The 25,849-nt window shown below is 46.3% G+C and carries 21 protein-coding genes; 12 read left to right on the top strand and 9 right to left on the bottom strand.

Features of this window, described 5'->3' with window-relative positions; translation table 11 throughout:
• Positions 1–1,965, bottom strand: a complete 1,965-nt coding sequence (locus JX580_RS09275; protein ID WP_248850265.1) for a BCCT family transporter — start codon at positions 1,963–1,965, stop codon at positions 1–3.
• Positions 1,966–2,174: 209 nt separating this feature from the next.
• Here JX580_RS09275 and JX580_RS09270 point away from each other — a divergent pair, with 209 nt between their 5' ends.
• From JX580_RS09270 to groL, 4 genes are all read left to right on the top strand, one after another.
• Positions 2,175–2,936, top strand: a complete 762-nt coding sequence (locus JX580_RS09270; RefSeq protein ID WP_248850264.1) for an EAL domain-containing protein — start codon at positions 2,175–2,177, stop codon at positions 2,934–2,936.
• 56 nt (positions 2,937–2,992) lie between these two features.
• Complete coding sequence (locus tag JX580_RS09265; protein WP_248850263.1) at positions 2,993–3,877, top strand: sulfurtransferase; 885 nt, start codon at positions 2,993–2,995, stop codon at positions 3,875–3,877.
• Positions 3,878–4,041: 164 nt separating this feature from the next.
• Positions 4,042–4,329 carry a co-chaperone GroES gene (gene groES / locus JX580_RS09260; RefSeq protein WP_248850262.1) on the top strand — a complete coding sequence of 96 codons (288 nt, stop codon included), beginning with the start codon at positions 4,042–4,044 and terminating at the stop codon, positions 4,327–4,329.
• A 58-nt stretch (positions 4,330–4,387) separates the two neighbouring features.
• Entirely contained in the window at positions 4,388–6,025 is a 1,638-nt protein-coding gene (groL, locus tag JX580_RS09255) for a chaperonin GroEL (protein WP_248850261.1), read from the top strand.
• A 109-nt stretch (positions 6,026–6,134) separates the two neighbouring features.
• On the opposite strand, the gene JX580_RS09250 is transcribed toward groL, so the two are convergent.
• Together JX580_RS09250 and ftsY are read right to left on the bottom strand one after the other, a co-directional pair.
• The gene (locus JX580_RS09250; protein WP_248850260.1) at positions 6,135–6,782 is read right to left on the bottom strand and encodes a hypothetical protein; all 648 of its coding nucleotides are present in this window, start codon (positions 6,780–6,782) and stop codon (positions 6,135–6,137) included.
• 12 nt (positions 6,783–6,794) lie between these two features.
• Positions 6,795–7,988, bottom strand: coding sequence for a signal recognition particle-docking protein FtsY (gene ftsY / locus JX580_RS09245; RefSeq protein ID WP_248850259.1), 1,194 nt, complete (start codon positions 7,986–7,988; stop codon positions 6,795–6,797).
• A gap of 178 nt (positions 7,989–8,166) precedes the next feature.
• Between ftsY and JX580_RS09240 the strand changes: the two genes are divergently transcribed.
• Together JX580_RS09240 and JX580_RS09235 are read left to right on the top strand one after the other, a co-directional pair.
• Complete coding sequence (locus JX580_RS09240; protein ID WP_248850258.1) at positions 8,167–9,543, top strand: M16 family metallopeptidase; 1,377 nt, start codon at positions 8,167–8,169, stop codon at positions 9,541–9,543.
• Entirely contained in the window at positions 9,543–10,844 is a 1,302-nt protein-coding gene (locus JX580_RS09235) for a M16 family metallopeptidase (protein ID WP_248850257.1), read from the top strand. The genes JX580_RS09240 and JX580_RS09235 overlap by 1 nt, the downstream gene beginning before the upstream one ends.
• A gap of 408 nt (positions 10,845–11,252) precedes the next feature.
• On the opposite strand, the gene JX580_RS09230 is transcribed toward JX580_RS09235, so the two are convergent.
• Complete coding sequence (locus JX580_RS09230) at positions 11,253–11,486, bottom strand: helix-turn-helix domain-containing protein (RefSeq protein WP_248850256.1); 234 nt, start codon at positions 11,484–11,486, stop codon at positions 11,253–11,255.
• Positions 11,487–11,601: 115 nt separating this feature from the next.
• On the opposite strand from JX580_RS09230, the gene JX580_RS09225 reads away from it, so the two are divergent.
• Positions 11,602–13,515 carry a hypothetical protein gene (locus JX580_RS09225; protein WP_248850255.1) on the top strand — a complete coding sequence of 638 codons (1,914 nt, stop codon included), beginning with the start codon at positions 11,602–11,604 and terminating at the stop codon, positions 13,513–13,515.
• A gap of 35 nt (positions 13,516–13,550) precedes the next feature.
• The gene (locus tag JX580_RS09220; RefSeq protein WP_248850254.1) at positions 13,551–16,019 is read left to right on the top strand and encodes a hypothetical protein; all 2,469 of its coding nucleotides are present in this window, start codon (positions 13,551–13,553) and stop codon (positions 16,017–16,019) included.
• A 79-nt stretch (positions 16,020–16,098) separates the two neighbouring features.
• On the opposite strand, the gene dbpA is transcribed toward JX580_RS09220, so the two are convergent.
• Together dbpA and recQ are read right to left on the bottom strand one after the other, a co-directional pair.
• The gene (gene dbpA / locus JX580_RS09215) at positions 16,099–17,478 is read right to left on the bottom strand and encodes an ATP-dependent RNA helicase DbpA (protein WP_248850253.1); all 1,380 of its coding nucleotides are present in this window, start codon (positions 17,476–17,478) and stop codon (positions 16,099–16,101) included.
• A gap of 18 nt (positions 17,479–17,496) precedes the next feature.
• Complete coding sequence (gene recQ / locus JX580_RS09210; protein WP_248850252.1) at positions 17,497–19,371, bottom strand: DNA helicase RecQ; 1,875 nt, start codon at positions 19,369–19,371, stop codon at positions 17,497–17,499.
• Between the two features lie 137 nt (positions 19,372–19,508).
• Between recQ and JX580_RS09205 the strand changes: the two genes are divergently transcribed.
• Together JX580_RS09205 and JX580_RS09200 are read left to right on the top strand one after the other, a co-directional pair.
• Positions 19,509–20,747 carry a cytochrome-c peroxidase gene (locus tag JX580_RS09205; RefSeq protein WP_248850251.1) on the top strand — a complete coding sequence of 413 codons (1,239 nt, stop codon included), beginning with the start codon at positions 19,509–19,511 and terminating at the stop codon, positions 20,745–20,747.
• Positions 20,748–20,784: 37 nt separating this feature from the next.
• A complete protein-coding gene (locus JX580_RS09200; RefSeq protein ID WP_248850250.1) occupies positions 20,785–21,237 on the top strand; it encodes a hypothetical protein in 453 nt (150 codons plus the stop codon).
• A 20-nt stretch (positions 21,238–21,257) separates the two neighbouring features.
• Here JX580_RS09200 and JX580_RS09195 read toward each other — a convergent pair whose 3' ends face one another.
• On the bottom strand, positions 21,258–21,545 hold the full coding sequence (locus tag JX580_RS09195) for a peptidylprolyl isomerase (RefSeq protein ID WP_248850249.1): 288 nt from the start codon (positions 21,543–21,545) through the stop codon (positions 21,258–21,260).
• 46 nt (positions 21,546–21,591) lie between these two features.
• Between JX580_RS09195 and JX580_RS09190 the strand changes: the two genes are divergently transcribed.
• The gene (locus JX580_RS09190; RefSeq protein ID WP_248850248.1) at positions 21,592–23,379 is read left to right on the top strand and encodes an N-acetylglutaminylglutamine amidotransferase; all 1,788 of its coding nucleotides are present in this window, start codon (positions 21,592–21,594) and stop codon (positions 23,377–23,379) included.
• 55 nt (positions 23,380–23,434) lie between these two features.
• Positions 23,435–23,773, top strand: a complete 339-nt coding sequence (gene grxD, locus JX580_RS09185) for a Grx4 family monothiol glutaredoxin (protein ID WP_248850247.1) — start codon at positions 23,435–23,437, stop codon at positions 23,771–23,773.
• Positions 23,774–23,839: 66 nt separating this feature from the next.
• On the opposite strand, the gene rnt is transcribed toward grxD, so the two are convergent.
• Together rnt and argA are read right to left on the bottom strand one after the other, a co-directional pair.
• Positions 23,840–24,484, bottom strand: coding sequence for a ribonuclease T (gene rnt / locus JX580_RS09180; RefSeq protein WP_248850246.1), 645 nt, complete (start codon positions 24,482–24,484; stop codon positions 23,840–23,842).
• Complete coding sequence (argA, locus tag JX580_RS09175; protein ID WP_248850245.1) at positions 24,481–25,764, bottom strand: amino-acid N-acetyltransferase; 1,284 nt, start codon at positions 25,762–25,764, stop codon at positions 24,481–24,483. Before argA ends, rnt begins: the two co-directional genes overlap by 4 nt.
• Positions 25,765–25,849 lie beyond the last annotated feature (85 nt).

Raw genomic sequence — 25,849 nt, 5'->3', positions numbered from 1 at the left:
TTAGTTGCTGACTTGATTTAAGAAGTTGACGTGACGAGAATATTGTTCCAATACGTCGTTCAAAATGGTTTCTTTAGTCCAGCCCATAATGTCATAGTCTTGGCCGCCTTCGCCTAAGTGAATCTCGATACGGAAGTATTTTTTGGCTTCTTCGGCTTTTTCAGCCGCATTGCGCATCACTAAAGCGGTTGGTTCATAGGCTTGTGGGCGTGCTGAATAAAAGAAGTCAATCTGGTCACCGTGGCGCACTTCTAACCAAGCGCGGCCATCTTCACCGCGTAATACCCGTGCATCGACATTTTGTTTTTTTAACTCATCCGATACTTCGTTTAATGCGGGTGTTACGGTGGTGTCGATAAACTTCAGTACTTCTTTTTTCTGTGGCATGCTGACCAGCGTTTTTAAACGGGTTTTCCAATCCATATGGCTATCACTTAATCTCGGTGCTGCCAAACTAGAGTGTTTAGCCACATCAAGGCGTAATGAGCGCATTAAACCCCATGCCATTAAGATCATAATAATCACAAATGGAAAAGCACTGGCAATAGTGGCGGTTTGGAGTGCACCTAGTCCACCCGCTAATAGCAGGCCTGCGGCTAACACCCCTTGAATCACGGCCCAGAAAATACGTTGCCAAGTGGGGGATTCGCCTTTACCGCCTGATGTTAAGCGATCCACAACCAGTGAGCCGGAATCCGCACTGGTGACAAAGAAGGTGATAATCAACAGCGTGGCGATTATTGCGGTGATGCTAGAAAAGGGCAAATGTTCTAGGAACTGGAATAATGCCACCGAGGTGTCCGCTGCCACTGCGTCTGCCAGCTCAGTAATGCCCTGTACCATAATCATGTGAAGTGCGGTGCCGCCAAAAAAAGTCATCCACATAAAGGTGAAACCGACCGGCACAAGCAGTACACCTAGCACAAACTCACGAATAGTTCGGCCTTTAGATACCATCGCGATAAACATTCCAACAAACGGTGCCCATGCAATCCACCAACCCCAATAAAATAGCGTCCAACCGCCAATCCAGTCGGTTGGTTCATAGGCATAGAGGTTAAAGGTCATGTTTAATAAGTCAGACACATACATACCGGTGTTTTGCACTAGGGTTTGCAGTTGGAATACGGTGGGTCCTGCGACGAGGACAAATGCCAATAATGTGGCGGCAAAAATCATATTCAAAATCGATAAACGACGAATGCCGCCGGCTAAACCCAGGGCAACAGAAATGGTCGCAATACCTGTAATGACGGCAATCAGTATGATTTGCGTCATTACACCGACCGGTATGCCAAACAGGTAGTTTAAGCCGGCATTAATTTGCATCACCCCAAAGCCTAATGAGGTCGCGACACCGAACAAAGTACCCAGTACGGCAAAGGTATCGACCGCGTGACCAATCGGGCCGTGAATACGCTCACCAATCAGCGGGTATAGTGATGAACGAATGGTCATCGGCATATTGTGACGGAAGGCAAAATAGGCTAAAGACATAGCGACAATCGCATAGATAGCCCAAGCATGCACGCCCCAGTGGAAAAAGGTAATTCGCATCGCTTGGCGTGCGGCTTCGGCGGTTTCGGGGTCACCAACCGGAGGGCTGACATAATGCATCACCGGTTCGGCCACACCAAAGAACATCAAACCGATACCCATGCCGGCGGAAAATAGCATCGCAAACCAAGAAAGGTTAGTGAATTCGGGCTTGCTGTGTTCGGTACCGAGCTTTACGTTACCAAAGCGCGATAGCGCAACGAAGGCGATAAATACTAAGAAGCCGGCAACCGCAAGCACATAGAACCAGCCTAATTGGGCGGAAATCCAGCCAAGAGTGGCAGAGAAAAAGTCACTGGCAGACTCGTTAAAGAAAACGGTATAAAACACCAGCGCAAGCGTCAACACCGCCGAGCTGATAAAGACCGGCGGGTTGATTTGCATTTTTTGTGTGCTAGTTTTTGTCACTTAGACCTCGCTAAAATTTTAAGATTGAAATAAGCATGTCTTTTTTATTCTAACAAATATCAATCTATTGTGCAAATTATGCATTTTTATACTTTCTTGTATGAATTATAATTTTGCAACATCGCATGCTTAATTTATTTGTCAGAGTTCTTTGTGTCATAATGAGGTATATTTTTATTTAATGCCCACGAAGATATGGAGGTATTCGAATGGCAACTCATTTCCCAATTGAAGATATTTTATCTGGCTGTAAACAGTGCCATAAACCCTTGGGTTTTGAGTTTACTTTTGCGTTTCAACCTATTGTGGATGTTAAAAATAAATGCTTGTTTGGCTATGAGGCCTTGGTAAGAGGTTGTCAAGGCGAAAGCGCGTTTCAAGTACTGAGTAAAGTGAACGACCATAACCGTTATGCTTTCGACCAGGCCTGCCGAGTGAAGGCGATTGAGTTAGCCAGTCAATTAAAACTCAAGCATATGTTAAGTATTAATTTTTTACCTAACGCAGTGTACGAACCGGCGCACTGTATTCGTAGCACGCTCGAAGCGGCGCATAAGTATCAATTTCCCACTGAGCGTTTAATGTTTGAGATTACCGAATCTGAGCATGTCGCGGATGTAAATCACATGACTCGAATTTTTTCTGAATATCAAGCTCAGGGCTTTACCACCGCGCTTGATGATTTTGGTGCGGGTCATGCCGGATTAAACTTGTTGGCGAGTTTTGTTCCCAATATATTGAAGATTGATATGGAGTTGGTGCGTGATATTGACAAGAGTCCGGTGAAGCAGTCAATTGCTCGCGGTTTGATGCAGATCTGTAACGACCTCAATATTACCGTTTTGGCCGAGGGTTTGGAAACCGAATCAGAGGTCGGATTTTATGCCGACTTAGGGGTGCGTTTAATGCAGGGCTACTATTTTGCCAAGCCAGGTTTTGAATGCTTGCCAAAGCCGGAATATTTCCACTAAAAAAACTAAGGTATAATAGTTCCACCGTCAATTATTCAATTTCAGAGTATCTAAGAATGAATAGAGTTAAACCAGGCCTGCTTATCAGTGTCTTGCTGGTATTTATGTTAAGCATTGCGTTGGTTTCGACTTCATTTGCTTCAGCGGTGTCCAGTCGGATTGTGAACCTGGTTTGGTTGCAACAGTATATTGATGATCCAGACGTTAGGATAATTGATCTGCGTAACCCTGATGCGTATTTGGCCGGTCACATTAAAAACTCGGTTAATATTTATTATATGGAATTGTTTGATCAAGAACTCAGAATGCCAACCTTGGACGAAATGCGTTCATTGTTAGGTCAAGCAGGTATTGATGATAGTATTCGGGTTGTTGCGATTGACGATGGCAGTTTTATTTGGAGTGCTCGGTTCGTTTGGTTGTTAGAGACTTTAGGACATGAACGGGTGCACATGCTTGACGTAGCTTATGGTAATTGGCAAGGGCAGCCCATTCCTATTTCTACCCGTCCTTTGATTCCGGAAACACGTCAGTTTGTTACTCAAATTAACACTGAAATACTCCAAACAAAACTAGGTACGCTTGTCGCAATTGGCAAAGCCCCGATTCTTGATGGTCGTGCCGAGGCTCATTACTTAGGGGTGGAATCTACGGCGCGTCGCTTTGGACATATTCCCACCGCCCAGCATTCGCCCTGTACGCAAAACATTAAACAAACGGATGCCGGCAATCAGTTGTATCCATTGGATGATTTAACGGGTTTGTATATTCATCTACCAAAAGATCAGACTATTACCCTTTACTGTGATGGTGGCGCCGAAGCGGCCTTAAACTACGTTGTCATGCGTGAATTAGGTTATAAGGTGACCGTTTATGATGGCTCTTGGGTTGAATGGGGTAATGACCCAATCCTTCCAGTTGACAATCCGAGTCAGCCTTAGCGACCCGCACTAAGCTTAAAATTTAAATTTTTTTATCTTCTGCTCTTGAAACCATTTCACTCACCCCCATATTAGCCATGTATTTAAATTTTGCCGAGTGCTTAAACAAGCACTACGGCCTTTAAACCTCACAATTACATTTATTTATGTTAGGAGAAAAATCTATGAGCATTAAACCTTTGCATGACCGTGTTGTGGTTCGTCGCTTAGAAGAAGAAAAAGTATCAGCTGGCGGTATCGTACTTCCCGATTCAGCAAAAGAAAAACCTGCTGAAGGTGAAGTTGTTGCTGTAGGTCCGGGTAAGGCTTCTGACAGCGGTGCGGTTGTAGCGATGACAGTAAAAGTCGGCGACAAGGTATTGTTCGGTAAATACTCTGGTCAAGAAGTTAAGGTTGATGGCGAAGAGCTATTAGTTATGCGTGAAGACGATATTATTGCGATTCGCGGCTAATCGTTAAACGAATTAAATTCTGACGGTCTTAACACATTAAATTGAGGAAATTAAAACAATGGCTAAACAAGTTAAATTTGGAATTGATGCACGTGAGCGTATGGTAGAAGGGATTAATATCCTAGCTGACGCAGTAAAAGTAACCTTAGGTCCTAAAGGTCGTAACGTTGTACTTGAAAAGTCTTTCGGCGCGCCAACAGTAACCAAAGACGGTGTTTCTGTTGCACGTGAAATCGAGTTAGAAGACAAGTTCCAAAACATGGGCGCACAGATGGTTAAAGAAGTGGCGTCTAAAACGAATGACGTGGCGGGTGATGGTACAACCACAGCGACCGTATTGGCGCAAGCGATTGTGCGTGAAGGCATGAAATCTGTAGCGGCTGGTATGAACCCGATGGATTTAAATCGTGGTATTCACAAAGCGGTTGAAGCAGTTGTAGTAGAACTTTCAAACATGTCTAAACCTTGTGAAACTACCGATTCAATTGCACAGGTGGGTACTATTTCAGCTAACTCTGACAGCACCGTTGGTAAGTTGATTGCGGACGCGATGGAACGTGTTGGTAAAGAAGGGGTTATCACTGTTGAAGAAGGTTCTTCTTTGCATGATGAATTGGAAGTGGTTGAAGGTATGGAGTTTGATCGTGGTTACCTATCACCCTACTTCTGCACCAACCAAGAGAAAATGGTTGCAGAAATGGAAAATCCATACATTCTGTTAACTGATAAGAAAATCTCAAACATTCGCGAATTGTTACCTGCATTAGAAGCGGTGTCTAAAGCAGGTCGTCCATTATTGATTGTTGCCGAAGATGTTGAAGGCGAAGCTTTGGCTACCTTGGTGATCAACAACATGCGTGGTATCGTGAAGGTTGCAGCGGTTAAAGCGCCTGGTTTTGGTGAGCGTCGTAAAGCGATGTTGCAAGATATCGCAGTATTAACCGGTGGTACAGTCGTTTCTGAAGAAGTCGGCATGACTCTAGAAGCAGTGACTTTGGACGATCTAGGTCAAGCGAAAAACGTAAACGTCGCTAAAGACTCAACAACAGTGATTGATGGTGTGGGTGCGAAAGCTGATATCGAAGCACGTTGTGCACAAATCCAATCACAATTAGCGAACACCACTTCTGATTACGACAAAGAGAAGTTACAGGAGCGTTTAGCTAAATTGGCCGGTGGTGTCGCCGTGATCAAGTTAGGCGCTGCGACTGAAATGGAAATGAAAGAGAAAAAAGACCGTGTAGATGATGCATTGCATGCAACGCGTGCAGCGGTTCAAGAAGGGATCGTTCCAGGTGGTGGTGTAGCGCTAGTGCGTGCTAAGGCTAATGTAACCGTTCAAGGTGATAACCATGACCAAGAAGTCGGCATTCAAATCGCAATGCGTGCGATGGAAGAGCCATTACGTCAAATCGTTCAAAACTGCGGTTTAGAAGGCTCTGTAGTTGTAAACAAGGTCAAAGAAGGCGAAGGCAACTTTGGCTTTAACGCGGCTTCTGAAGTTTACGGTGATATGTTAGAAATGGGGATTATTGACCCAGCTAAGGTAACCCGTACTGCATTGCAAAACGCAGCATCGATTGCAGGCTTAATTATCACCACTGAAGCGATGATTGCTGACCTACCGAAGAAAGACGGTGGTGCGGGCGCAGGCGCTGATATGGGTGGTATGGGCGGAATGGGCGGCATGATGTAATCACTGATTATATTAAGCTTACTTTAGCCTAATAAAAAACCCCGCTAGTATTGATTACGGCGGGGTTTTTTTATGGGTGTTTTGACTCGAAAAAAAGGCACTGCCATGCTTAACAGAATGGCCATACGCAAAAACGTTTCGGTAGGCTTGGACAAGTTTTTAACTGTTGGTCGTACATACGTGCTTGGCGTTCAACCTTTTTAGCAACGTCAAGCAACCAAGGTTTTTGGTTGTAGGTTTTGCGACGGTAGCCGCCATGGCCTTCGTGATAAGCAAGGTAGAGATTGTAGGGGTCATTTAATGATATGCCGTTTCTTTGGTTCGACACAGAATTGTACCAGCCGATAAAATCTAATGCATCATGGACATTATTACGTCTTGCTCGATAGTTACCCGTTGCTTTTTGATAATCATACCAAGCAGGATCTTGCGCTTGAGCAAAGCCATAAGCGCTTGATTTACGCGGAAGTGGAATGAATCCGAGTGCATAGGGTCTAGGGGGGCGAGCATTGTGAACAAAACGCGATTCTTGATGAACAAACGCCTTTTGAGTCGCCACAGGAGTGCCCCATTTTGCTTCAGATTTTTTGGCTGCAATATACCAATTCCGATCATATTCAATAATCTGGCAGATATTGTTGTGCGTACTGGCCGGTGGTGGTTTCGTGGCACAGCCTGCCGTTAGGGCTAGTACAAATGTTACAGCGGCGAGTTTGGTTAGACTAGTTGTTTTTTGAACACTAAATTGACTGGCCACTGTAGCCTCCTTTTATTCGTTTTTATCAGGTTTTGCAAACAGGGCTTCGGTAAATTCTTGTGCATTAAACGTGCGTAGATCATCAATTTTTTCACCGACCCCGATATAACGCACAGGGATATGCAATTGTTGTGCCAATGAGAAAATAATGCCGCCTTTAGCTGTACCATCAAGTTTGGACACTACCAGGCCTGATAACTGCATGGCTTGGTTAAATTGTTTAGCTTGGCTTAACGCATTTTGTCCGGTGCCGGCATCCAATACCAGCATCACTTCATGCGGCGCTGTGGGTTCTACTTTTTGAATCACTCGGCGCACTTTTTTAAGTTCCTCCATCAGGTTGCTCTGGGTATGCAGGCGACCAGCCGTGTCAGCGATCAAGACATCAATTTTTTTGGCTTTAGCAGACTGGATCGCGTCAAAAATCACCGCGGCGGAGTCCGCACCCGTACCCTGAGCGATGACAGGAACGTGATTACGTTCACCCCAGGTTTGCAGCTGTTCAACCGCCGCAGCACGGAAGGTATCTCCTGCGGCCAGCATTACCGATTTGCCTTCTTGTTGGAATTTTTTTGCCAGTTTGCCAATCGTGGTGGTTTTGCCGACGCCATTGACCCCGACCATGAGAATCACGAAGGGTTTTTGTGTGGTATCAATCACTAAAGGTTGACTGACCGGGGTGAGCAGGTCGGCTAACTGTTGTTTTAGGGCATCAATTAAGGCTTGTGGATCTTTGAGCTCTTTGCGCGAAACCTGATCGGTGAGGTTTTGAATGATTTGATCGGTCGCATCAACGCCAACGTCAGCGGTAAGCAACAGCATTTCAAGATCATCGAGCAAGTCTTGATCGATTTCTTTTTTTCCCAGGATAAGGTTAGCCAGACCATCACTAAATGCTTGGCGTGTTTTAGTCAGTTGGTTTTTTAAGCGAGCGAATAACCCCAGTTTTGTTGGTTTTTCTTCCGCTGCCTTGTCAGCGATGATTGCAGGAACCTCGGCTGCCGGGCTGGTCGCCGAGGGTTCAGGTGCGGTGGGGACTGCCGGTAAAGTGGTTTCAGTCACTTGGTTAATTTCTTGAGCTTCGTTTGTTGAGCTGGAAGCTGGCTCATTTGGTTCGACCGTATTTTCGTCCAGTCGTTGTGGATCGCTCAGTTGTTGTTCTGAAACTTCTTGTTTTTTATCTTTTTTGCGAAAAAAACCAAACATAATTGCGATAACCTCTGTAGGCTGGATGCTTTAGGGTATGCGTACCGAAAAGTTCCATATTTGTAAACTTGTAAAATTGAATGCATCACATTATAAAGTAATTTGGAATAGAAAAAGACCTTTGCACTGATGTCAAAGCAAACTTGAAACTAAAAGTAATCAACCATAGGAAAAAACCATGACCCTGAGGCTTTATGCAATTGGCATGATGATGCTACTCATCAACAGCGCGGTGAAAGCGGGTGAACCGCCAACACTTTTTGAGACCCGGTTAGATAACGGACTGCAAATTGTCGTTAAGCAAGACCAGCGTGCGCCGGTGGTGGTGCATCAAATGTGGTATCGGGTGGGCGCAAACTATGAGCCGCAAGGTTTGACCGGCGTGTCGCACATGCTTGAGCACATGATGTTTAAAGGCACTGAAACCATGGCGCCGGGCGCGTTTTCTCGTCGGGTATCGCAAATGGGAGGACGTGAAAACGCCTTTACCTCGGCGAATTATACTGCATATTTTCAAATCATCGGCAAGCAGCATTTGGCCGAGGTGATGCAGCTTGAGTCCGACAGGATGGCAAATTTAACGCTCACGGAAGAAGAGTTCCAACCTGAGCGCAATGTCGTCGTTCAGGAGCGTATGTGGGCGATTGAAGATAGACCAAGCTCTAAGTTGTTTGAGCAATTCAAAGCAACAGCCTATTTAAGTAGTCCGGAACGTAATCCGGTGATTGGCTGGATGGCGGATATCAAAAATTACCAGTTAGCGGATTTGCAGGCCTGGTACGAACGATGGTACGCACCGAATAACGCCACGCTGGTTGTTGTCGGTGATGTCGAACCGCAAGAGGTCGTTAAACTGGCTAAGCAGACCTATGGTCAATATCCAGCACGTGAGATTCTACAGCCACGCTATCAGCCGGAAATTCCTCAACAGGGCATGCGCCGCATAGAATTGAAAGATGCGACACCGGTGCCGAGTATTATTTTAGGCTTTCATGTGCCATCGCTAGTTACGGCTGAGGATCTTCAAGAGGTGTATGCCTTGTCGGTGCTCGCCAGTATTTTGGATGGCGATTCAGGTCGATTAACACAAGACTTGGTGCGTGATAATCAAATCGCCAGTTCAATTGGCGCGTTTTATCGCTCGAATGGTAGGCTGGGTTCACAGTTTTTCTTTAGTGGTCAGCCGCAAGTTGGGGTGGATATCGAACAGCTTGAAGCGGAAATTTTGACGCAAATTGAGCGAATTAAGGCTGAACCCATGACAGAGCAAGAGCTGAATCGGGTCTTGGCGCAGGCGGAAGCCCAGCATGTTTATCGGCAAGACTCAGTGCAAGCTCAGGCGATGTCGATTGGCATGATGGTGAGTGTCGGGCTGCCAGCCGATACGCTAGAAAACTGGGCGGATAAATTACGCACCGTCACGCCGGAGCAGATTCAGGCCGTGGCAAAAAAATATTTGCATTCAGATAACTTAACGGTGGGTATTTTACGCCCAAGCGGTGAAACCAATCGCCGACCTACAGCTAAACCTGACTTTGGCGGGAGATCACACTAATGAAAACATGGACTGTTTCAATCGCGCTATTATTGGGGGCGCTAAGTTTAAACCTACAGGCCTCGGTCGAAATTCAAACCTGGCAAACCACCAAAGGTACTAAGGTATTGTTTGTTGAAGCGCCTGAGTTGCCGATGCTCGACATTGAAGTAAAATTTGATGCTGGCAGCGCGCGTGATGCGGGTCAACCAGGCCTGGCGAGTTTTACCGCCAGCATGATCGGCACCCAAACTAAAAAGCTCAATGAGCAGGCGATAGCCGATGGATTTAATGATTTAGGCGCAATAATCGGTGGGGATGTAAACCGTGATGCAGCGAGTTTTAGTCTGCGCACCCTAACGCGTGACAGCCTGTTAAATCCGGCACTGGATTTGTTTGACCAGGTCTTAAATCAAACCGTGTTTTCGGAGGCGATTTTTCAACGCGACCGCCAACGCCTGATTCAAGCGCTAAAACAGGCAGAAGAACAGCCTGCACAGGTCGCGCAACGTGCGTTTTGGCAAGGCCTGTATGGCGATCACCCCTATGCAAATCCTACCTCAGGTAGTGTTGAGTCGGTTGAGGCTTTGACGATCAAGGACTTGGAGCAGTTTAAATCCCAGTTTTATGTGGCACAAAATGCGCAGATTGCGATGGTGGGGGCGATCAGTCGTCAGCAAGCCGAGCAGATTGCCGAGCAATTGACCGCCGCGATGCCAAAAGGCAAACAGCCGGCCACCTTGCCCTTACCTAAAGCCTTGCAACAAGCCAGCACTGAAATCATTGATTTTCAGGCCGCACAAACCCAGTATTTTGCCGGTCAACTTGGCGTTGAGCGCGGGCATCCTGATTATTATGCGTTATTTTTGGGTAACCATTTACTAGGCGGCAGCGGTTTTGCGTCTCTATTGGTTGAAGAAGTGCGTGAAAAACGCGGTTTAGTCTATTCGGTCTATAGTTATTTCGCACCGATGCGGGTGCCCGGCCCTTGGATTGTCGGGTTATCAACGCAAAACTCGCAAGCGACGGAAGCCGATCAGGTGGTGAAACAAACGCTGAAAGCCTTTATGCAGGATTTTGATGACCAAAAACTGGAAGACATTAAAAGCAATTTGATTGGCGGCTGGCCACTGCGAATGGACAGTAATAGCAAAATTTTGGGCTATATCAGTATGATGGGTTTTTATGATTTGCCATTAGATTATCTAGAAGCCTTCCCACGCCATATCGAACGCCTCACCAAACAACAGGTATTAGACGCATGGCAGCGTCATATAAACCCCGACCAACTCCACACCCTAATGGTCGGTCAACCGGAATAATTAACCTTGGCATATGAGCGCTTTCCGCTAGAATCGGTATCATATGTGTTTTTAATTATTTACATCCGTTGATTACGGTATTTTTTAATACCGTTCGTTTAACCGTTCATATGCTCAATACCAACACCTAATTTGGTGGATTGGTTATGAGCATGCATTCGGTTTCTCGTTAGAATAAGACAGTATGAAGCGATGCCTTTAGTTGGCTAGTCAGTATGTTTTATTACATCAAATCTATGATTTTGGACTATACCCTTTAAGACAAGTTTCTAAGTACTTTATGTATGAGCTTTATGTATAAAAACTACATGTTTACTTAGTTTATGAGCTAGGGTAGTATAAGCAAAAGTTTGATTTTAAAAAGTACAAATATAATTCTTGATTGCCGGTTAATATTTTTCTCGATGCTTAAGGATTTTGAATAAAATCCAATCCTTGATGCGGATCAAGCTGAAGTTTATCGCAGTACCAAAGGTACTCAACAACATCTAAACGCCGCTGACCTTCTTCGACTTTAGCGATAAAGGTATGGGGTTTGTCGATGATCTTGGCAACATCACGCATGGTCAAGCCTTTGGCTCGGCGTTGTTGCTTTAACCAAATGCATAATCGTTGGGATTGTGGGCTGTAGAGTGTTTTCATACAGCGGATTATCGGTATATATATTGTTGTACCTAAATCGGGAACATTTGGTGTTCCAAATCTGTTAGTGATTAAATTAATGTTAAAACAACTTAGAACAATGACGGGAGCGTTTATGCTAGTAAAAAGATATAAGCCGGTTTTAGTCGGCGGCGTAATATTATTTGGCTTAAGTGGCTGTTTGGGCGGATCATCCGGTGATGGGGTGCAAGAAAATAATTCATCCGCAACAAACACTATATTTCAAGGCGTGGCTATTGACGGCTATATTTCAGGGGGCATCGTGTTTTTTGATGCGAACGGAAATTTTAAACGTGATCCTGGTGAGTTATTTACCACCACAGATGCTCAAGGAAACTACAGTCTAGCTATTCCAGAAGCGGTTTTTTCATCAGCACAAACACCGCAAATAGTCATTAGCGGTGGAACAGACACCGCTACTAATCAACCCTTTAACAGCATAATGAGTGCCCCTGCTTCAACAGGACAAAACCAAGCCAATATAACACCATTAACTTCTTTGGCTAACGCATTGATTCAGTCAGGTGAAGTACAAACGATTGATCAAGCTAATCAAGCCATCGGACGCGCTTTAGGTGTTGAGCCCCAGTTTGTTGGCGCTGATCCCACTCAAGTGATCTATCAACAACCTGCGCTAATGCAAAAAGCCGTGGCAATACAAAAAGCATTAGAAATCTTATCTGAAGCTGAAAATGCCGGTGCAGCTAATTTAGAAGCCTCAACAGCCCGTGTTAACCAAGCGTTGGCAATAAGCTTGTTAAACCAAAATAACCAACAGTCCATTGAAAACCTAATAGATGCTGTTATTGCATCACCTCTGTTGGAAAATGGTTCACAGCTTCAAAATGTTAGCCAAGCAGCCAAACAGATTGTGAATACATTTGAAAACACAATAGCATCCCAAGTGGCGGCTCTGTTAGCCTCGGATGAGATTAATGCGAATACAAGCGAGTCTGACAGGTTACAAAAAATTCAGGAAAGTGTAAATAGCGCTGTGGCTGGTGTCGAAACGCTCCATCGTTTGGTTAGGGATGAGGCAAAAGAACAAAACAATGCTGTGCCTCTTGATGTGGCTCAACTTATTAACTCGAACTTAGACCAACTTGGTACTCGAGCAAGTGGATTGCAAGCACTGGTAAATGCAACACAAACTCCTGCACCAACGATAACCATTCAAGACGCGCAAAATCAAGCAGCACAATTACAGGAAATTGCCCAAACTTCAACACAGGTAAAAGTTGAATTACCGGCCACGACTACACCTCCGGCCACGACTACGCCTCCGGCCACGACTACGCCTCCGGCCACGACTACGCCTCCGGCCACGACTACGCCTCCGGCCACGACTACGCCTCCGGCCACGACAACGCCTCCGGCCACGACAACGCCTCCGGCCACGACAACGCCTCCGGCCACGACAACGCCTCCGGCCGCGACAACGCCTCCGGCCGCGACAACGCCTCCGGCCGCGACAACGCCACAAAGCTATACGGCATCCTTGGCCGCTGAACAAAGCACAAGCTTGGTCAATATTGTTTTGCCTCAAGGTTATAGCAATATTAGTGTCACCAATACCGACACAACCGATGGCTTTGTGATGCTGAATGCTAACAATGGTGTCAATGTGATTGCGATAAGGGTGAATGTCGGCGCGGCCAACGATGCCCGTATTTTCAGCCTAGCGAGTTATGAGAGTGTAACGGGGGGCAAGGTGACGGTCGGCAACCATACGCCAAGCCTGAATGCGGTAGGTTCAGGTCAATATAGCGCCACCTTGGATGAAAACCAAACCGCCACCGGTAGCCATATCGTTTTACCGGCGGGGTTTAACAATAAATCCCTTTTAAACACCAACCCCCAAGATGGCAAAATCGTTATCCAAGCCAATAACGGGGACGGCTCGGTGATTAACATTTCTGTCGCGGTCGGTGATAAAGACGCCATGATCTTTGGCTTAACCAGCTATGCCAGTCAAACCGGTGGCAGTGTAACGGTTACAAACGAATAAACGCTTAATATTATTAAACTTAATGGAGAAAAACCATGTCAATAAAAGTATTTTTGAAAAAACGTGATGACGAAGACGATATTGTTCTGCCAAACTGGGGCGCGCCGGGTGATATCTTTGGCGCGGCTGGCGGCTTTGAACAGGTTAACTTGAACTTTGATTATTACAACCTATCAGCCTTCGCGAATAAATCGGTAAACATTGATCAAAACATCGAAAAAGTAGTATTACAAGGTTATATAGACCAATACCAATTTTCAGCCAACGGCAACCAAGTTACCATCAGTCGTGACGGTTTTACCCTTGCCAATATCATTGTGCAAGACGACGAAGATGGCACAGTATTTGGTTATCATCATGGTATGTATGGCAGCTATTATGAAGCCGCGTTTAAAATCGAAACGACCGCTACAGGGTTTCAGGTGAAATTAGAGGATCAGGTTTTGACAAGTACGCCTGCTGTAATGGAGGATTTGCCTTCATCCCCCTCTCAACCCCTCAATCCTAATGACGACTATGCCGGTGACAGCAGTACAACTGGGGTGTTAGCCGTTGGTGAAACCATTCAGGCTTCGCATGAAGTAGCAAGTGATAGTGATTGGTTCAAGGTAACACTGGAAGCCGACAAGATTTATCAGGTTCAAGTAACGGGGTTTGGTGATAATCCGATAACGGCTGGGGCAGGAATTAGTTTATACAATGATGAGTCCACATTTATCGGAGGGGGTTCGAGTACTAATATAGGATCATCAATCAGTACATCCTATTACCGTGTTGACGAAACGAACGATTATTTTATTGATGTGCGTGGTGGCTGGCACGGTAGTGATTATCAAGTCTCTTTAAGCGAATACTTTGATACGCCTTTAAACATAACCGCCACAGCAACGCTAGACTATACATTAGTCTCCCCTGGCACCTTGATTGACTTTTCAAGCTGGGATGATGCGAGTTTATATATATCCAGTAAAACAGACATCATTGTTACAGCTGGCACAGATCAAGCTAGCTTTAAACTGGGTGATAACGGTCTAGCCGGTTATTACACAGGGGGCTCATCCCCAATTGAAATAAACTCTCAAGTCTTTGTGGATGGTTATAAGGACAGTGAATCAGGTTTGTTTAAGTTAAATCTAGCCGAGCAAACCACAACCTATGTCGGAAACCTACCAAGTAATTATTCCAATAACTACAACTTTAACTTCGAGATTCCGAATGCGGAAGGCTATTTTGTTGCGCATTCAACCCAACCTTATGGCCGTGAACTTTACAAGGCTTCATTTGACGACAACCGAGAGCTACAGTTTGAATTAATCAAAGACATAAACTCGGGCGCACAGGGTTCATTTAGCTGGCCGTACAATGGCCCGACAGATGGTGCACAACTACCTAATGGCAAAATAGTGTTCCCCGCTAATGATGGCGTGCATGGCGATGAACCTTGGGTCAGTGATGGCACCGCTGAGGGTACGTTTATGCTTGGAAACCTTCTGAGTTGGACAGGTAGTAGCCCGCAACAATTCACTGCATTTAAAGATTGGGTAGTGTTCAATGCCATGGTCTGGAACGATGACTTTGGGAATTTGGGGCGTGAGTTGGTGTTTACTGATGGCACGGCTGAAGGCACGTTTGCAATGGATATCAATCCAGGTGGATCGCCATCAAATCCAGCTATCCTTGGTGCCGTTGGTGATCATTTGTTCTTTACCGCCACCGCGCATAATGCCGAAGGTGTTGAATCTAAAGGCATCTATAAAACCAACGGTACTGACTTTGAAAAATTAGCCACTATTCTAAATGATGCTACCTTGCTGGGTTGGTCTGACACGATTGCTTACTTTAATGTCTCTGACAGCACCCATGGCAATGAACTTTGGGCAGCAGATTTGGTTGGCGATAAGGGTTTTTATTTGGTTAAGGATATTTTGCCGGGTACGGGAGCTTCGTTGACAGGTGATATTGGTGCCCAAATGCTAGGTGATCAATTGTTGTTTAAAGCCTATGTTAACGACACGGCTCAAGCTTGGATGCTTTCGGATGGCACGGAAGAAGGCACGATTCAGTTGGTGAATACCCAGCAAGTAAAAGGCTTTGGTGATTGGCAACAAGGACAAATTGATGCTGATAGCGATCAGGTCTTCTATCTCTCAACCCCCAACGATTTGATTGTGATAGATTTAGAAGGTAACGCCACTACCTTAGCCAGTGATATTTTGAGCTTTAACCTGCTAGACGAAAATGCCCTGTTGATTGAAAAACAAGACGCGCTGTGGATTTCAGACGGCACGGTCGATGGCACGGTGAGTTTAATCGAGGATGTGACTAACTATCGTTATTTTGATGAAGGCGTAATTTATGCAACCCAGTCAACTGAAGACAATCGCGAAGCCTTGTGGTATAGCGAAGGAACCATTGACACTACGCAACAAATTGGACTGATTAATGGTTCATTGAATTTAAACAGTGCGGTGATTGTACCAACCGACAGTTGGTTCATCGGCTAACCAACGCGCTATTCACTTCGCCTAATAAACCTAATAAACCCTTTTTTAGGTTTATTAGGTTCTTTTCTAGCAGGCCTGGTTATAAAATTCGAGCGCGGACGTTTTTGCCTTTTAGTTTGTTGTTGCTGAGCTGGTTTAGTGCGATTTTTGCTAGGCTGCGCTCCACCGCGACATAGGCACGAATATCACTGATTTTAATTTTGCCGATTTGCTCGGCGCTGAGTTGTTGATTGGCGGTTAATGCCCCCACAATGTCGCCGGGGCGCAGTTTGTTCTTTTTGCCGGCATCCAGTTGTAACGTTACCATTTTTGCACTTAGGGGTGGTTGTTTCAGCAGCGTTAAATCCGGTAGGGGTTCGGCGATGATTTCTTGATCCAAATATTCGGCTAGTACCGCGACCTTATAGCTTTCTTTATCGCTTATCAGGCTGGCAGCAAGCCCTTTGCTGCCAGCGCGGCCTGTGCGCCCGATGCGATGCACATGGATTTCAGGATCGTGCGCAAGGTGAAAGTTAATCACCGCATCGAGTGCTTCAATATCTAAACCCCGTGCGGCGACATCGGTGGCGACCAATACTGCGATACTTTTGTTGGCAAACTGTATCAGGGTCTGGTCACGCTCACGCTGTTCTAAATCACCATGCAGTGCTTGGACGCTAAAGCCGAACTGCTGTAATGTATCCGCGACCATTTGTGCGTCTTTTTTGGTGTTGCAAAACACCACGCTCGATTCCGGGCGAGTCTTTAATAACAGTAAGCGCAACGCGGTCAAGCGTTGTTCCGGTGTGTCAACCTGATAAAAATGCTGGGCGATACTGGTGTGATCGTGTTGCGATTCAACCTGAATCCGTAGCGGGTTTTGCATAATCCGCTGGCTAATCTGCTCAATCCCCTCAGGAAAGGTGGCGCTAAATAGCAGCGTTAGGCAAGGGCTGGGAACATACGCCATAATCGCATCAATCGCAGGCTGAAACCCCATGTCGAGCATTCGGTCGGCTTCGTCGAGTACCCGTATTTTGAGTGCATCGAGTTTAAGGGTTTGTTGGTTAAGGTGTTCTTCAATGCGCCCAGGGGTGCCGACAATAATATGTGCGCCTTGTTGCAGTGAACTTAATTGTGCACCCTTATGCATGCCGCCACACAAAGTCAGGACTTTGATGTTCGGTAAGCGCCGTGCTAAGCGCCGAATTTCTTCTGCCACTTGATCCGCCAATTCGCGAGTGGGGCAGAGCACTAGGGCCTGTACCTGAAAATTTTTGGGGTCAATGTGTTGCAGCAGACCTAAGCCAAATGCAGCGGTTTTGCCTGAGCCGGTTTTTCCCTGAGCAATCACGTCACGCCCTGCGAGTATCGCCGGCAGGCTTTGCGCTTGAATTTCGGTTTGTTGGTGATAACCTAAGCTTTCAAGATTGCTGAGTAAATCAGGGTGTAAATCAAGCGTTGAAAATGGGGTGGTCATGGTGAAAATCCTGTTGTTTTAGGTTTGTTGTGCGCGAATAAGCGTTAGAAAGGCTTCGCCATAGCGCTCAAGTTTGGTTTGCCCCACACCGCTGACGGCTAGAAACTCATCATCGGTTTGCGGGCGTTTTTGTGCCATGTCTAGTAAGCTAACATCGCCAAACACCACAAAGGCCGGTACATTTTGTTGTTCTGCGATCTGTCGGCGTAGCGCGCGTAAATCTTCAAATAGGGTTTGATCCGCGGTGTTGAGCATTTGCGCGCGGTCTTTTTTGTCGTTTTTGATACGGGTGGGTTGGGCTTTGGGCAACGCAAGTTGTAAGGTTTGTTGACCTTTTAGCAGGCTGCCGGCCTGCTCGGTGAGGCGTAGTACCGAATAGTGTTCTAAATCTTGGAACAGAAAACCCAGATGAATCAGTTGGCGGATGATGCTGTTCCATTGGTGCGCGCTCAGGTCTTTGCCTATGGCATAGGTACTAAGGTTATGATGCGCAAACTGCCGAATACGTTCGTTATCCATCCCACGAAGCACGTCAATTACATGCTTAACTCCGAAGCTTTGTTTTAACCGATAGACGCAGGACAGCACTTTTTGTGCGGCTTCAGTGGCGTCAAACAACGCAGGCGGGTTTAAGCAAATATCGCAGTTGCCGCAGGGTTGGTGTTTGGTTTCGCCAAAATAGTTCAGTAAAACATTGCGCCGACAGGTTTGTGCTTCGGCAAAGTTGACCATGCTGTTGAGTTTGTGGGTTTCTAGGCGTCGTTGGTTTTCGTCTTGAATCGCGTCAACAAACTGGCGTGCGGTTAATACATCTTGCATGCCAAATAACAGCAAAGCCTCAGATGGCAAGCCATCGCGTCCGGCGCGTCCGGTTTCTTGGTAGTAGCCTTCAATGTTTTTCGGGATGTCGTAATGCACCACAAACCGAACATTCGGTTTATCAATTCCCATCCCAAACGCAACGGTTGCTACCACTATATCCAATTGGTCGTGCAAAAAATCATGGTGAACCTGATGGCGGGTTTGCGCGGCCAGGCCTGCATGATAGGCAGCGACACGCAAGCCTTCAGCCCGCAGTTTAGCGGCAATTTCATCGACCCGTTTGCGACTAAGCGCATAGATAATACCGGCTTCGTTTTTTTGCTGTTTTAAAAACGCCGTGAGTTGTTTAAAGGGTTGGTTTTTTTCGACCAGCGTATAGCGAATGTTTGGGCGGTCAAAACTTCCCAGGTGAATCTTAGGGTTGTGTAAATGCAGCTGCTGCAAAATATCCGCTTGGGTGGTTTGGTCGGCGGTAGCGGTCAGCGCGATAAAGGGCACATTTGGAAAGCCAGCGCGCAAAGCACCAATTTGACTATATTCAGGGCGGAATTGATGGCCCCATTGCGAAACACAGTGGGCTTCGTCAATCGCAAATAACGCAATCGGTAAGTTTTGCAGTAGGTTTAAAAAACCAGACATCAACAGGCGCTCTGGCGAAACATAAAGCAGGTCCAGTTCACCGCTTTTAAGTTGCTGGATCACCTGCTCACTGATTTGCGGGTCTTGGGATGAATTGAGCATTTGTGCCGCTACACCATTGGCTTGCAGTGCAGCGACTTGATCTTGCATCAGCGCGATCAACGGAGAGACGACAATCGCCGTTCCAAGGCGTAAAAAAGCCGGAATTTGATAGCACAAGGACTTGCCGCCACCGGTTGGCATTAAAACAAAGCAGTCTTGCCCTTGAACCAGATCACGAATAATCTCCAATTGCTGCGGACGAAATGCAGAATAGCCAAACACGCGTTTAAGCACTTCGAGGGCGTTTGCATCGATTGGATTGGGTGAGTCTGCTTGAGACAGGTGGGCGGTATAGGGCGTCATGGTATGTACGAGTTTGATGAAATCCATAGAGATATTGAATGGTTGAGATTATAAAGTAAAAGCCAAACTCGAGGCGTTTAATCTCAATACTGTCTCAATAGTTTAAATGATTTATTCGGCTATAATTTTATGACACGAAACATTTTATATTAGGAGAAAACGGGATGCTTTTGAAAAGGGGCGCATTAATTGGCGTGGTTAGTACATGCGTTGTTTTATTATCGGGGTGTATAGGTGGTGAATCTAACACACCCATGTCTGCTAGTGCTACTCAGAACAATAATATTGATAATCCAGCAGATGGATTAAGCGGTGTAAATGAACGAACGGCTCGGGAAGATTTAGGCGATATGTTATTTCACGATGTAAATTTATCTTTAAATCGAACCATGTCGTGTGCGACTTGCCACAACCCACAGCATGGATTTATTGATAATCGTGAGAACCTGTTTAATCAGTCGGTTTCAATGGGTGCAGATGGCATTAAATTCGGTACGCGTAATACACCAACTATAGCCTATGCGCAATTTTCTCCAGCATTTTTTAAGGATGAAGCAACAGGCGAGTATGTCGGCGGACAGTTTCATGATGGGCGGGCGCAGCATTTAACCGCGCAGGTGAATCTGAACGGTGGGCCGATATTAAATCCGGTAGAAATGATGATGCCCGATCGGAATGCGGTGGTGGATCGTTTACTTGAAAACCCAGACTATATCGAGCGATTTAAAGCTGAATTTGGTGACAATATTTTTGAACGTCAGGGCGGTGGCGGAGGGGGTGGCAATCCCGCGTTTAGTAGAATCGGACAGGCGATTGCGGCGTTTGAAATGACGGATGAGATCAGTCCGTTTGACTCGAAATACGATCGTTCCTTAACCGGCGACTACATGTTGACTGCGCAAGAGCAACGCGGTTATCAGTTGGTGCATGCTAATTGCATGAGTTGTCACGATTCCAGCGCGATTACCGGCGCAGATAAGCAAACCTTCTCGAATTACCGTTATTACAATTTGGGGGTGCCGGTGAATCAAGCGGTGCGCGATGCGTTAGGCAATCAGGACAAGGATCCAGGCCTGGCCGGTCACCCGAATGTCAGTGATGAAGCACAACTCGGTAAATTCAAAACCCCAACCCTGCGCAATATCGCGATAACTGGACCTTATATGCATAATGGCGTGTTTCAAAATCTAGAAACCGTGATTGCGTTTAAAGATTATCGACGGGTGGCCAATAACAATGAGCGCGTGTTGAATCCGAAAACACAAGCTAACTGGGCCGAACCCGATTACCCGCAAACGATTCAATATACTGATGCAGAAGCGATGAATGATCAAGCGATTGCGGATATTGTCGCATTTCTCAAATTGCTGACCGATAAGCGCTATGAGTCTTTACTGGATTGATATAAGATAATTGTTTCTGTTTTGTAGGATAAAGGTTATGAGAAAAGTAACAGCGGTTATGGTGTTAACTGGATTGCTTAGCTGGGGGGCGATGGCGAATGAGGTGACGTATCGTGAGCATATCAAGCCTTTGTGGCAGTCACAATGTATGGCGTGTCATGGGGCAAATGCGCCTTACTTGGGCGAGTTTGATGAGAATGAAAACAAGTATGTCAAACTCAATTTAGGGCCGAGAATGGACAGTTATGCGGATTTGTTGATGTTTGTCGCTTGGCCGGATACCGGTGCGTTGATGCGTCGGTTAGACGATAGACAGTATACCCAAGATGGCAAACCGGGCAATATGTATGTCTATTTGGGAGAAACCGAGCAGCAACGTCAGCAAAATCTTGCTTTGTTTAAAGCATGGGTCGGCGACCAGGCCTGGACGCTAAAACGTAAAAACGATATAACTAAAGAGGAGTTAACGGCGATTAAAGCAGGTTATTAACTACCAGGCCTGGTTTGTTGTTATGTTTTAGCGTGTACGTAAAACAAGTGCCAGCCGTATTCGGTTTGGGCGGGTTGGCTGATTTGTTGAATCGGTGATTGCCAAACGGCTTTTTCAAATTGTGTGGGCAATACGCCCGCCGCAAACCAGCCTAAATGGCCTTGATGCGCTTTGGATGGACAGTCTGAGTAGCGCTCAACCCCCTCTTCAAAACTGAGTTCGCCGGCATCAAGTCGTGCCTTGAGTCGCTTGGTTTTTTTTTCCGATGTTTGCTGAATATGTGAAACCTGAATCAACATTGTTGCCATTAACCTGTAAAATAATCAACAAATAGTGTAATTCAAAGAGAAGAGTATGTGCGGAATTTGTGGTGAATTTTTATGGCAGGGCGGCAGCGTTAGCGAGCAAAGGCTAAAAACTATGTTGGCGCAGTTGGAACGTCGCGGGCCGGATGACGGCGGTGTTTGGACTCAAAATCAAATCGGCTTTGGTCATCGACGTTTGGCGATTATTGATTTGTCACCCGCCGGGCATCAGCCGATGGTGGATCAAGAACTCAGTTTAGTGTTTAACGGCTGTATCTATAATTATCAGGCGTTGCGTGATGAGTTAATTGCTTTGGGGCAGACGTTTGTTTCGCATTCGGATACAGAAGTCATTTTAAAAGCTTACCGTCAATGGGGTATGGAGTGCGTCACTCGGTTTGAAGGCATGTTTGCGTTTGCGATTTGGGATGACCATCACGAGCAGTTGTTGATGGCGCGAGATCGTTTCGGTATTAAACCTTTGTACTATGCCCAAGTTGATGGCGGGCTTCGTTTTGCGTCAAATACCCAGGCCTTGTTGGCTGCAGGCGGCTTGGATACAGAGATTGATCCGGTGGGTTTACATTTTCAGCTGACCTTGCATGCGGTTATTCCTGCTCCTCATACAATTTTAAAAGGCATTAAAAAACTTGAGCCGGGACATTGGTTGGTGGTAAACCCGGATGGTCAGATGTTTAAAAAGCAATATTGGTCGCTGAATGCGCAACGCCCAGAAACGCTTAAAGATAAACCGGCCTGGTTAAATCAAACCCATGATTTGCTAAAGCAATCGGTGATGAAGCGTTTAGATGCGGCGGATGTACCTGTGGGGGTGTTGTTGTCCGGTGGGTTGGATTCGAGTTTGATTGTGGCGTTATTGGCGGAAGCAGGCGCACAGGATATTCGTACCTTTTCGATTGGCTTTGAAGATGCGCCGGAAGAAAAAGGCTCGGAGTTTGAGTATTCAGATCTAGTGGTCGAGCGTTATCAAACCAAACATCACAAATATATTGTGCCGAATGCCGAGGTGTTGCCGCGTTTACCCGAAGCGATTGATGCGATGTCGGAGCCGATGGTCGGGCAGGATGCGGTGGCGTTTTATTTGTTATCGGAACAGGTTTCCAAAGACGTTAAGGTGGTGATGTCGGGTCAGGGCGCGGATGAGGTGTTTGGCGGTTATTTTTGGTATCCGCAGATGGCGCAAGCCGAGGGCAGCGCGCTGGAGCGTTTTGCGCCGCGTTATTTTGATCGTTCGCATCAGGAGTGGTTAGATACGGTGGATGCGCGTTTTCATATTGAAGATGTGACCTCGGATTATATTCAAGATCGTTTAACCGAACCGGGCGCGGATACGTTTTTGGATCAGGTGTTGCGTTTGGATGCGACCACCTTGATTGTTGATGATCCGGTCAAGCGCGTGGATAATATGACGATGGCTTGGGGTTTAGAGGCGCGTGTACCTTTTTTAGATCATTTGTTGGTCGAAGCGGTGATGTCAGCGCCACCCGAATTAAAGCTGGAGGATGGTGGTAAAACCTTGTTAAAACGAATCTCGCGCGGGATTGTACCCGATGAGGTGATTGATCGTCCTAAAGGCTATTTTCCGATGCCGGCGTTGAAATATGTGCGCGGTGAGTTTTATGAGTTTATGAAATCGGTATTGACCTCTGATGCGGCGAAAAAGCGTCGGTTGTTTAATCCGGATTATATTCAAAAGCTATTGGCGAATCCCGAAGCCCCTGAGAGCTTTACCGCGATTAAAGGTTCCAAACTTTGGCATTGTGCGCTATTGGAGTTATGGTTGCAGCGTCATGTTGACCCTTATGTGCAATCGTGAACAATTTATGTATAATAACCAAGCATTTTAATCAGGAATTAAGGACGTTAAAAAAATGAGTGTTGAACAAGAAACCTTGGCAAAAATTGATGAACAAGTAAAAAACAATCCGGTTGTGTTGTATATGAAAGGCACGCCCCAAATGCCGTCCTGTGGTTTTTCCAGCCGAGCAGCAGCGGCCTTAGTGGAAACTGGTGAAAAGTTTGCGTTTGTCAATGTGTTGGCTGACCCAACTATTTTCGAGTTTTTGCCTAAATATCAAGATTGGCCGACTTTCCCACAACTTTATATTGATGGCGAGCTACAAGGCGGCTGTGATATTACCCTTGAGCTGGCTGAGTCCGGTGAGTTAAAAAATATGATGGCGGCAGCAAACGCGAAAGTCGGTAGTTAAGTTTTCGGATTTATGGTGTTGAATAAACAGCCTGCGCTATGCAGGCTGTTTGGTTTTTACTATTGGTTAAGCGTTAGATTCAGGTTTAATTAACGGCCATTGGTTGACGATTTTGCAGAAGAGTTGCGCGGTGCGTTCGGTGTCGTAGGCGGCTTCATGGGCTTGTTTGTTATCCCAGTTGAAACCTGCGGCTGCGACGGCTTTGCTTAATACGGTTTCGCCATATACCAGGCCTGCCAGTGATACGGTGTCAAAGGTGCTGAATTGGTGAAACGGACATTTGACCTTGGTGCGTTCGCTGGCGTGTTTGATAAAGTTGAGATCAAACATCGCATTATGCCCAACCAGAATCGCACGGGTACAGCCGGTCTGTTTGATTTGTGTGCGAATCGGTGCGAACAATTGTTCCAGCGCCGTGCGTTCGGGTTTGGCAGCACGAAATGGATGGTAGGGGTCGTCAATACCATTAAATTTCAAGGCGCTGGCATCGAGTTTTGAGCCTTCAAACGGCAGGATGTTTTCTTGGTAAATTTGATCGGGGTGCAGTAATCCCTGTTCATCCATTCGCAGGGTCATCACGGCGACTTGAAGCAGGGCATGGCTATTGGCTTCAAAACCGGCGGTTTCGACATCTACCACGACGGGTAAAAATCCACGGAAGCGCTGTTTAATATCGGTAATGGGTTGAGAGGGTGTTTCGCTGAAATTCATGTAAGCTCTTTAATCAGCACTTTGGATTGGCGCTGATAGTTGTACAGACTTTGACGGCTGCTTGGCAAGGCATCCAGTGGACTGGGCACAAAGCCATGTTCAATAAACCAGTGATGGGTGTGGGTGGTCAGTAAAAATAAGCGGTTGAATCCTTGTTGCTTGGCTTGTAGCTCAAGCTGTGCAAGTAGTTGCTCGCCTAAGCTTTGGCCTTGGTAGTGGGTATCCACCGCTAGGCAAGCCAGTTCGACAGCCTGATCTTCAAAGGGGTAGAGGGCAGCGCAACCAATAATATGGCCATCGCGCTCCATTACGCTGAAGTTCTGAATTTCTAGCTCAAGGCGTTCGCGCGAACGTTTAACCAGCATGCCTTTTTGTTCCAGCGGGGTGATCAGGTCGATAATGCCGCTGACATCTTCAATTTGAGCCGGTCGAATTTGGTGATAACGATCGGTAAAGACCAGACTGCCAATCCCATCGCGACTAAACAGTTCAATAATTAAGCTGCTGGGGTCGGATTCATTCATCAGATGAATACGTTTCACCTGGCGGGTTTGTTCAGTGAGTAATTCGATAAGCTGTTGTTGGTCAGTATTGCGTGCTTGAAAGGTTTTTAAATCGGACAAGCTAACTTGGCGGGGCAGATCTTGCATTTGTGACGCGGTGGTGAACACCATCAATTTATCGGCCTGTAGTTTATTGGCGACACTGCAGGCCTGCTCAAGGGTATTAAGGTTGAAGACTTCACCGGTGAGTGAGTAGGCGAGCGGGGTGAGCAGCACCACTTGGCCTGAATCTAATATTGCGCGAATCGCCTGCTCATTAATTTTGCGGGTTTGGCCGGTGTATTGAAAGTCAATGCCATTGATGACGCCCTTGGGTTGCGCGATGACCCAGTTGCCGGAGCAGAGGGTTAAAGGGTGGCCGCTGAGGGGCTGTTGGCGACTAAACGCGGCTTCAAGTTGGCTGCGGACTTCGCCAAGCGTGCGTTGTAAAACCGGTAACATTTCGCTGGAGGTGATGCGGAATTGCTGCTGCTGTTGCCAGTGGACGCCTGCCTTAGCGAGTGCGATATCAATTTGCGGGGTGGCGCCCATTACCAGCACGATTTTGATGCCAAAAGCATGCAGGTGGCTGACATCCTCCGCAAATTCTTGCAAGGCCTGGTTATCAAGAAACAAATCGCCCGGCAGATAGATGACGCAGGTTTTGCCACGATGTAGATGCACATAACCTGAAGCTTGGCGTAAACTATTAAGAAATTCGATGTCAGATTTTTTCATGCTATAGGACAGTTGTGAGAAAATATCAAAAATTTTAAATTATATTAATGACAAGTATAACAAACCGCCTCGAATTATGGGCGAA

This window comes from Thiomicrospira microaerophila (genome assembly GCF_023278225.1).
GTDB classification, from domain to species: Bacteria; Pseudomonadota; Gammaproteobacteria; order Thiomicrospirales; family Thiomicrospiraceae; genus Thiomicrospira; species Thiomicrospira microaerophila_A.
This window is presented reverse-complemented; position numbering and strand designations above follow the sequence as displayed.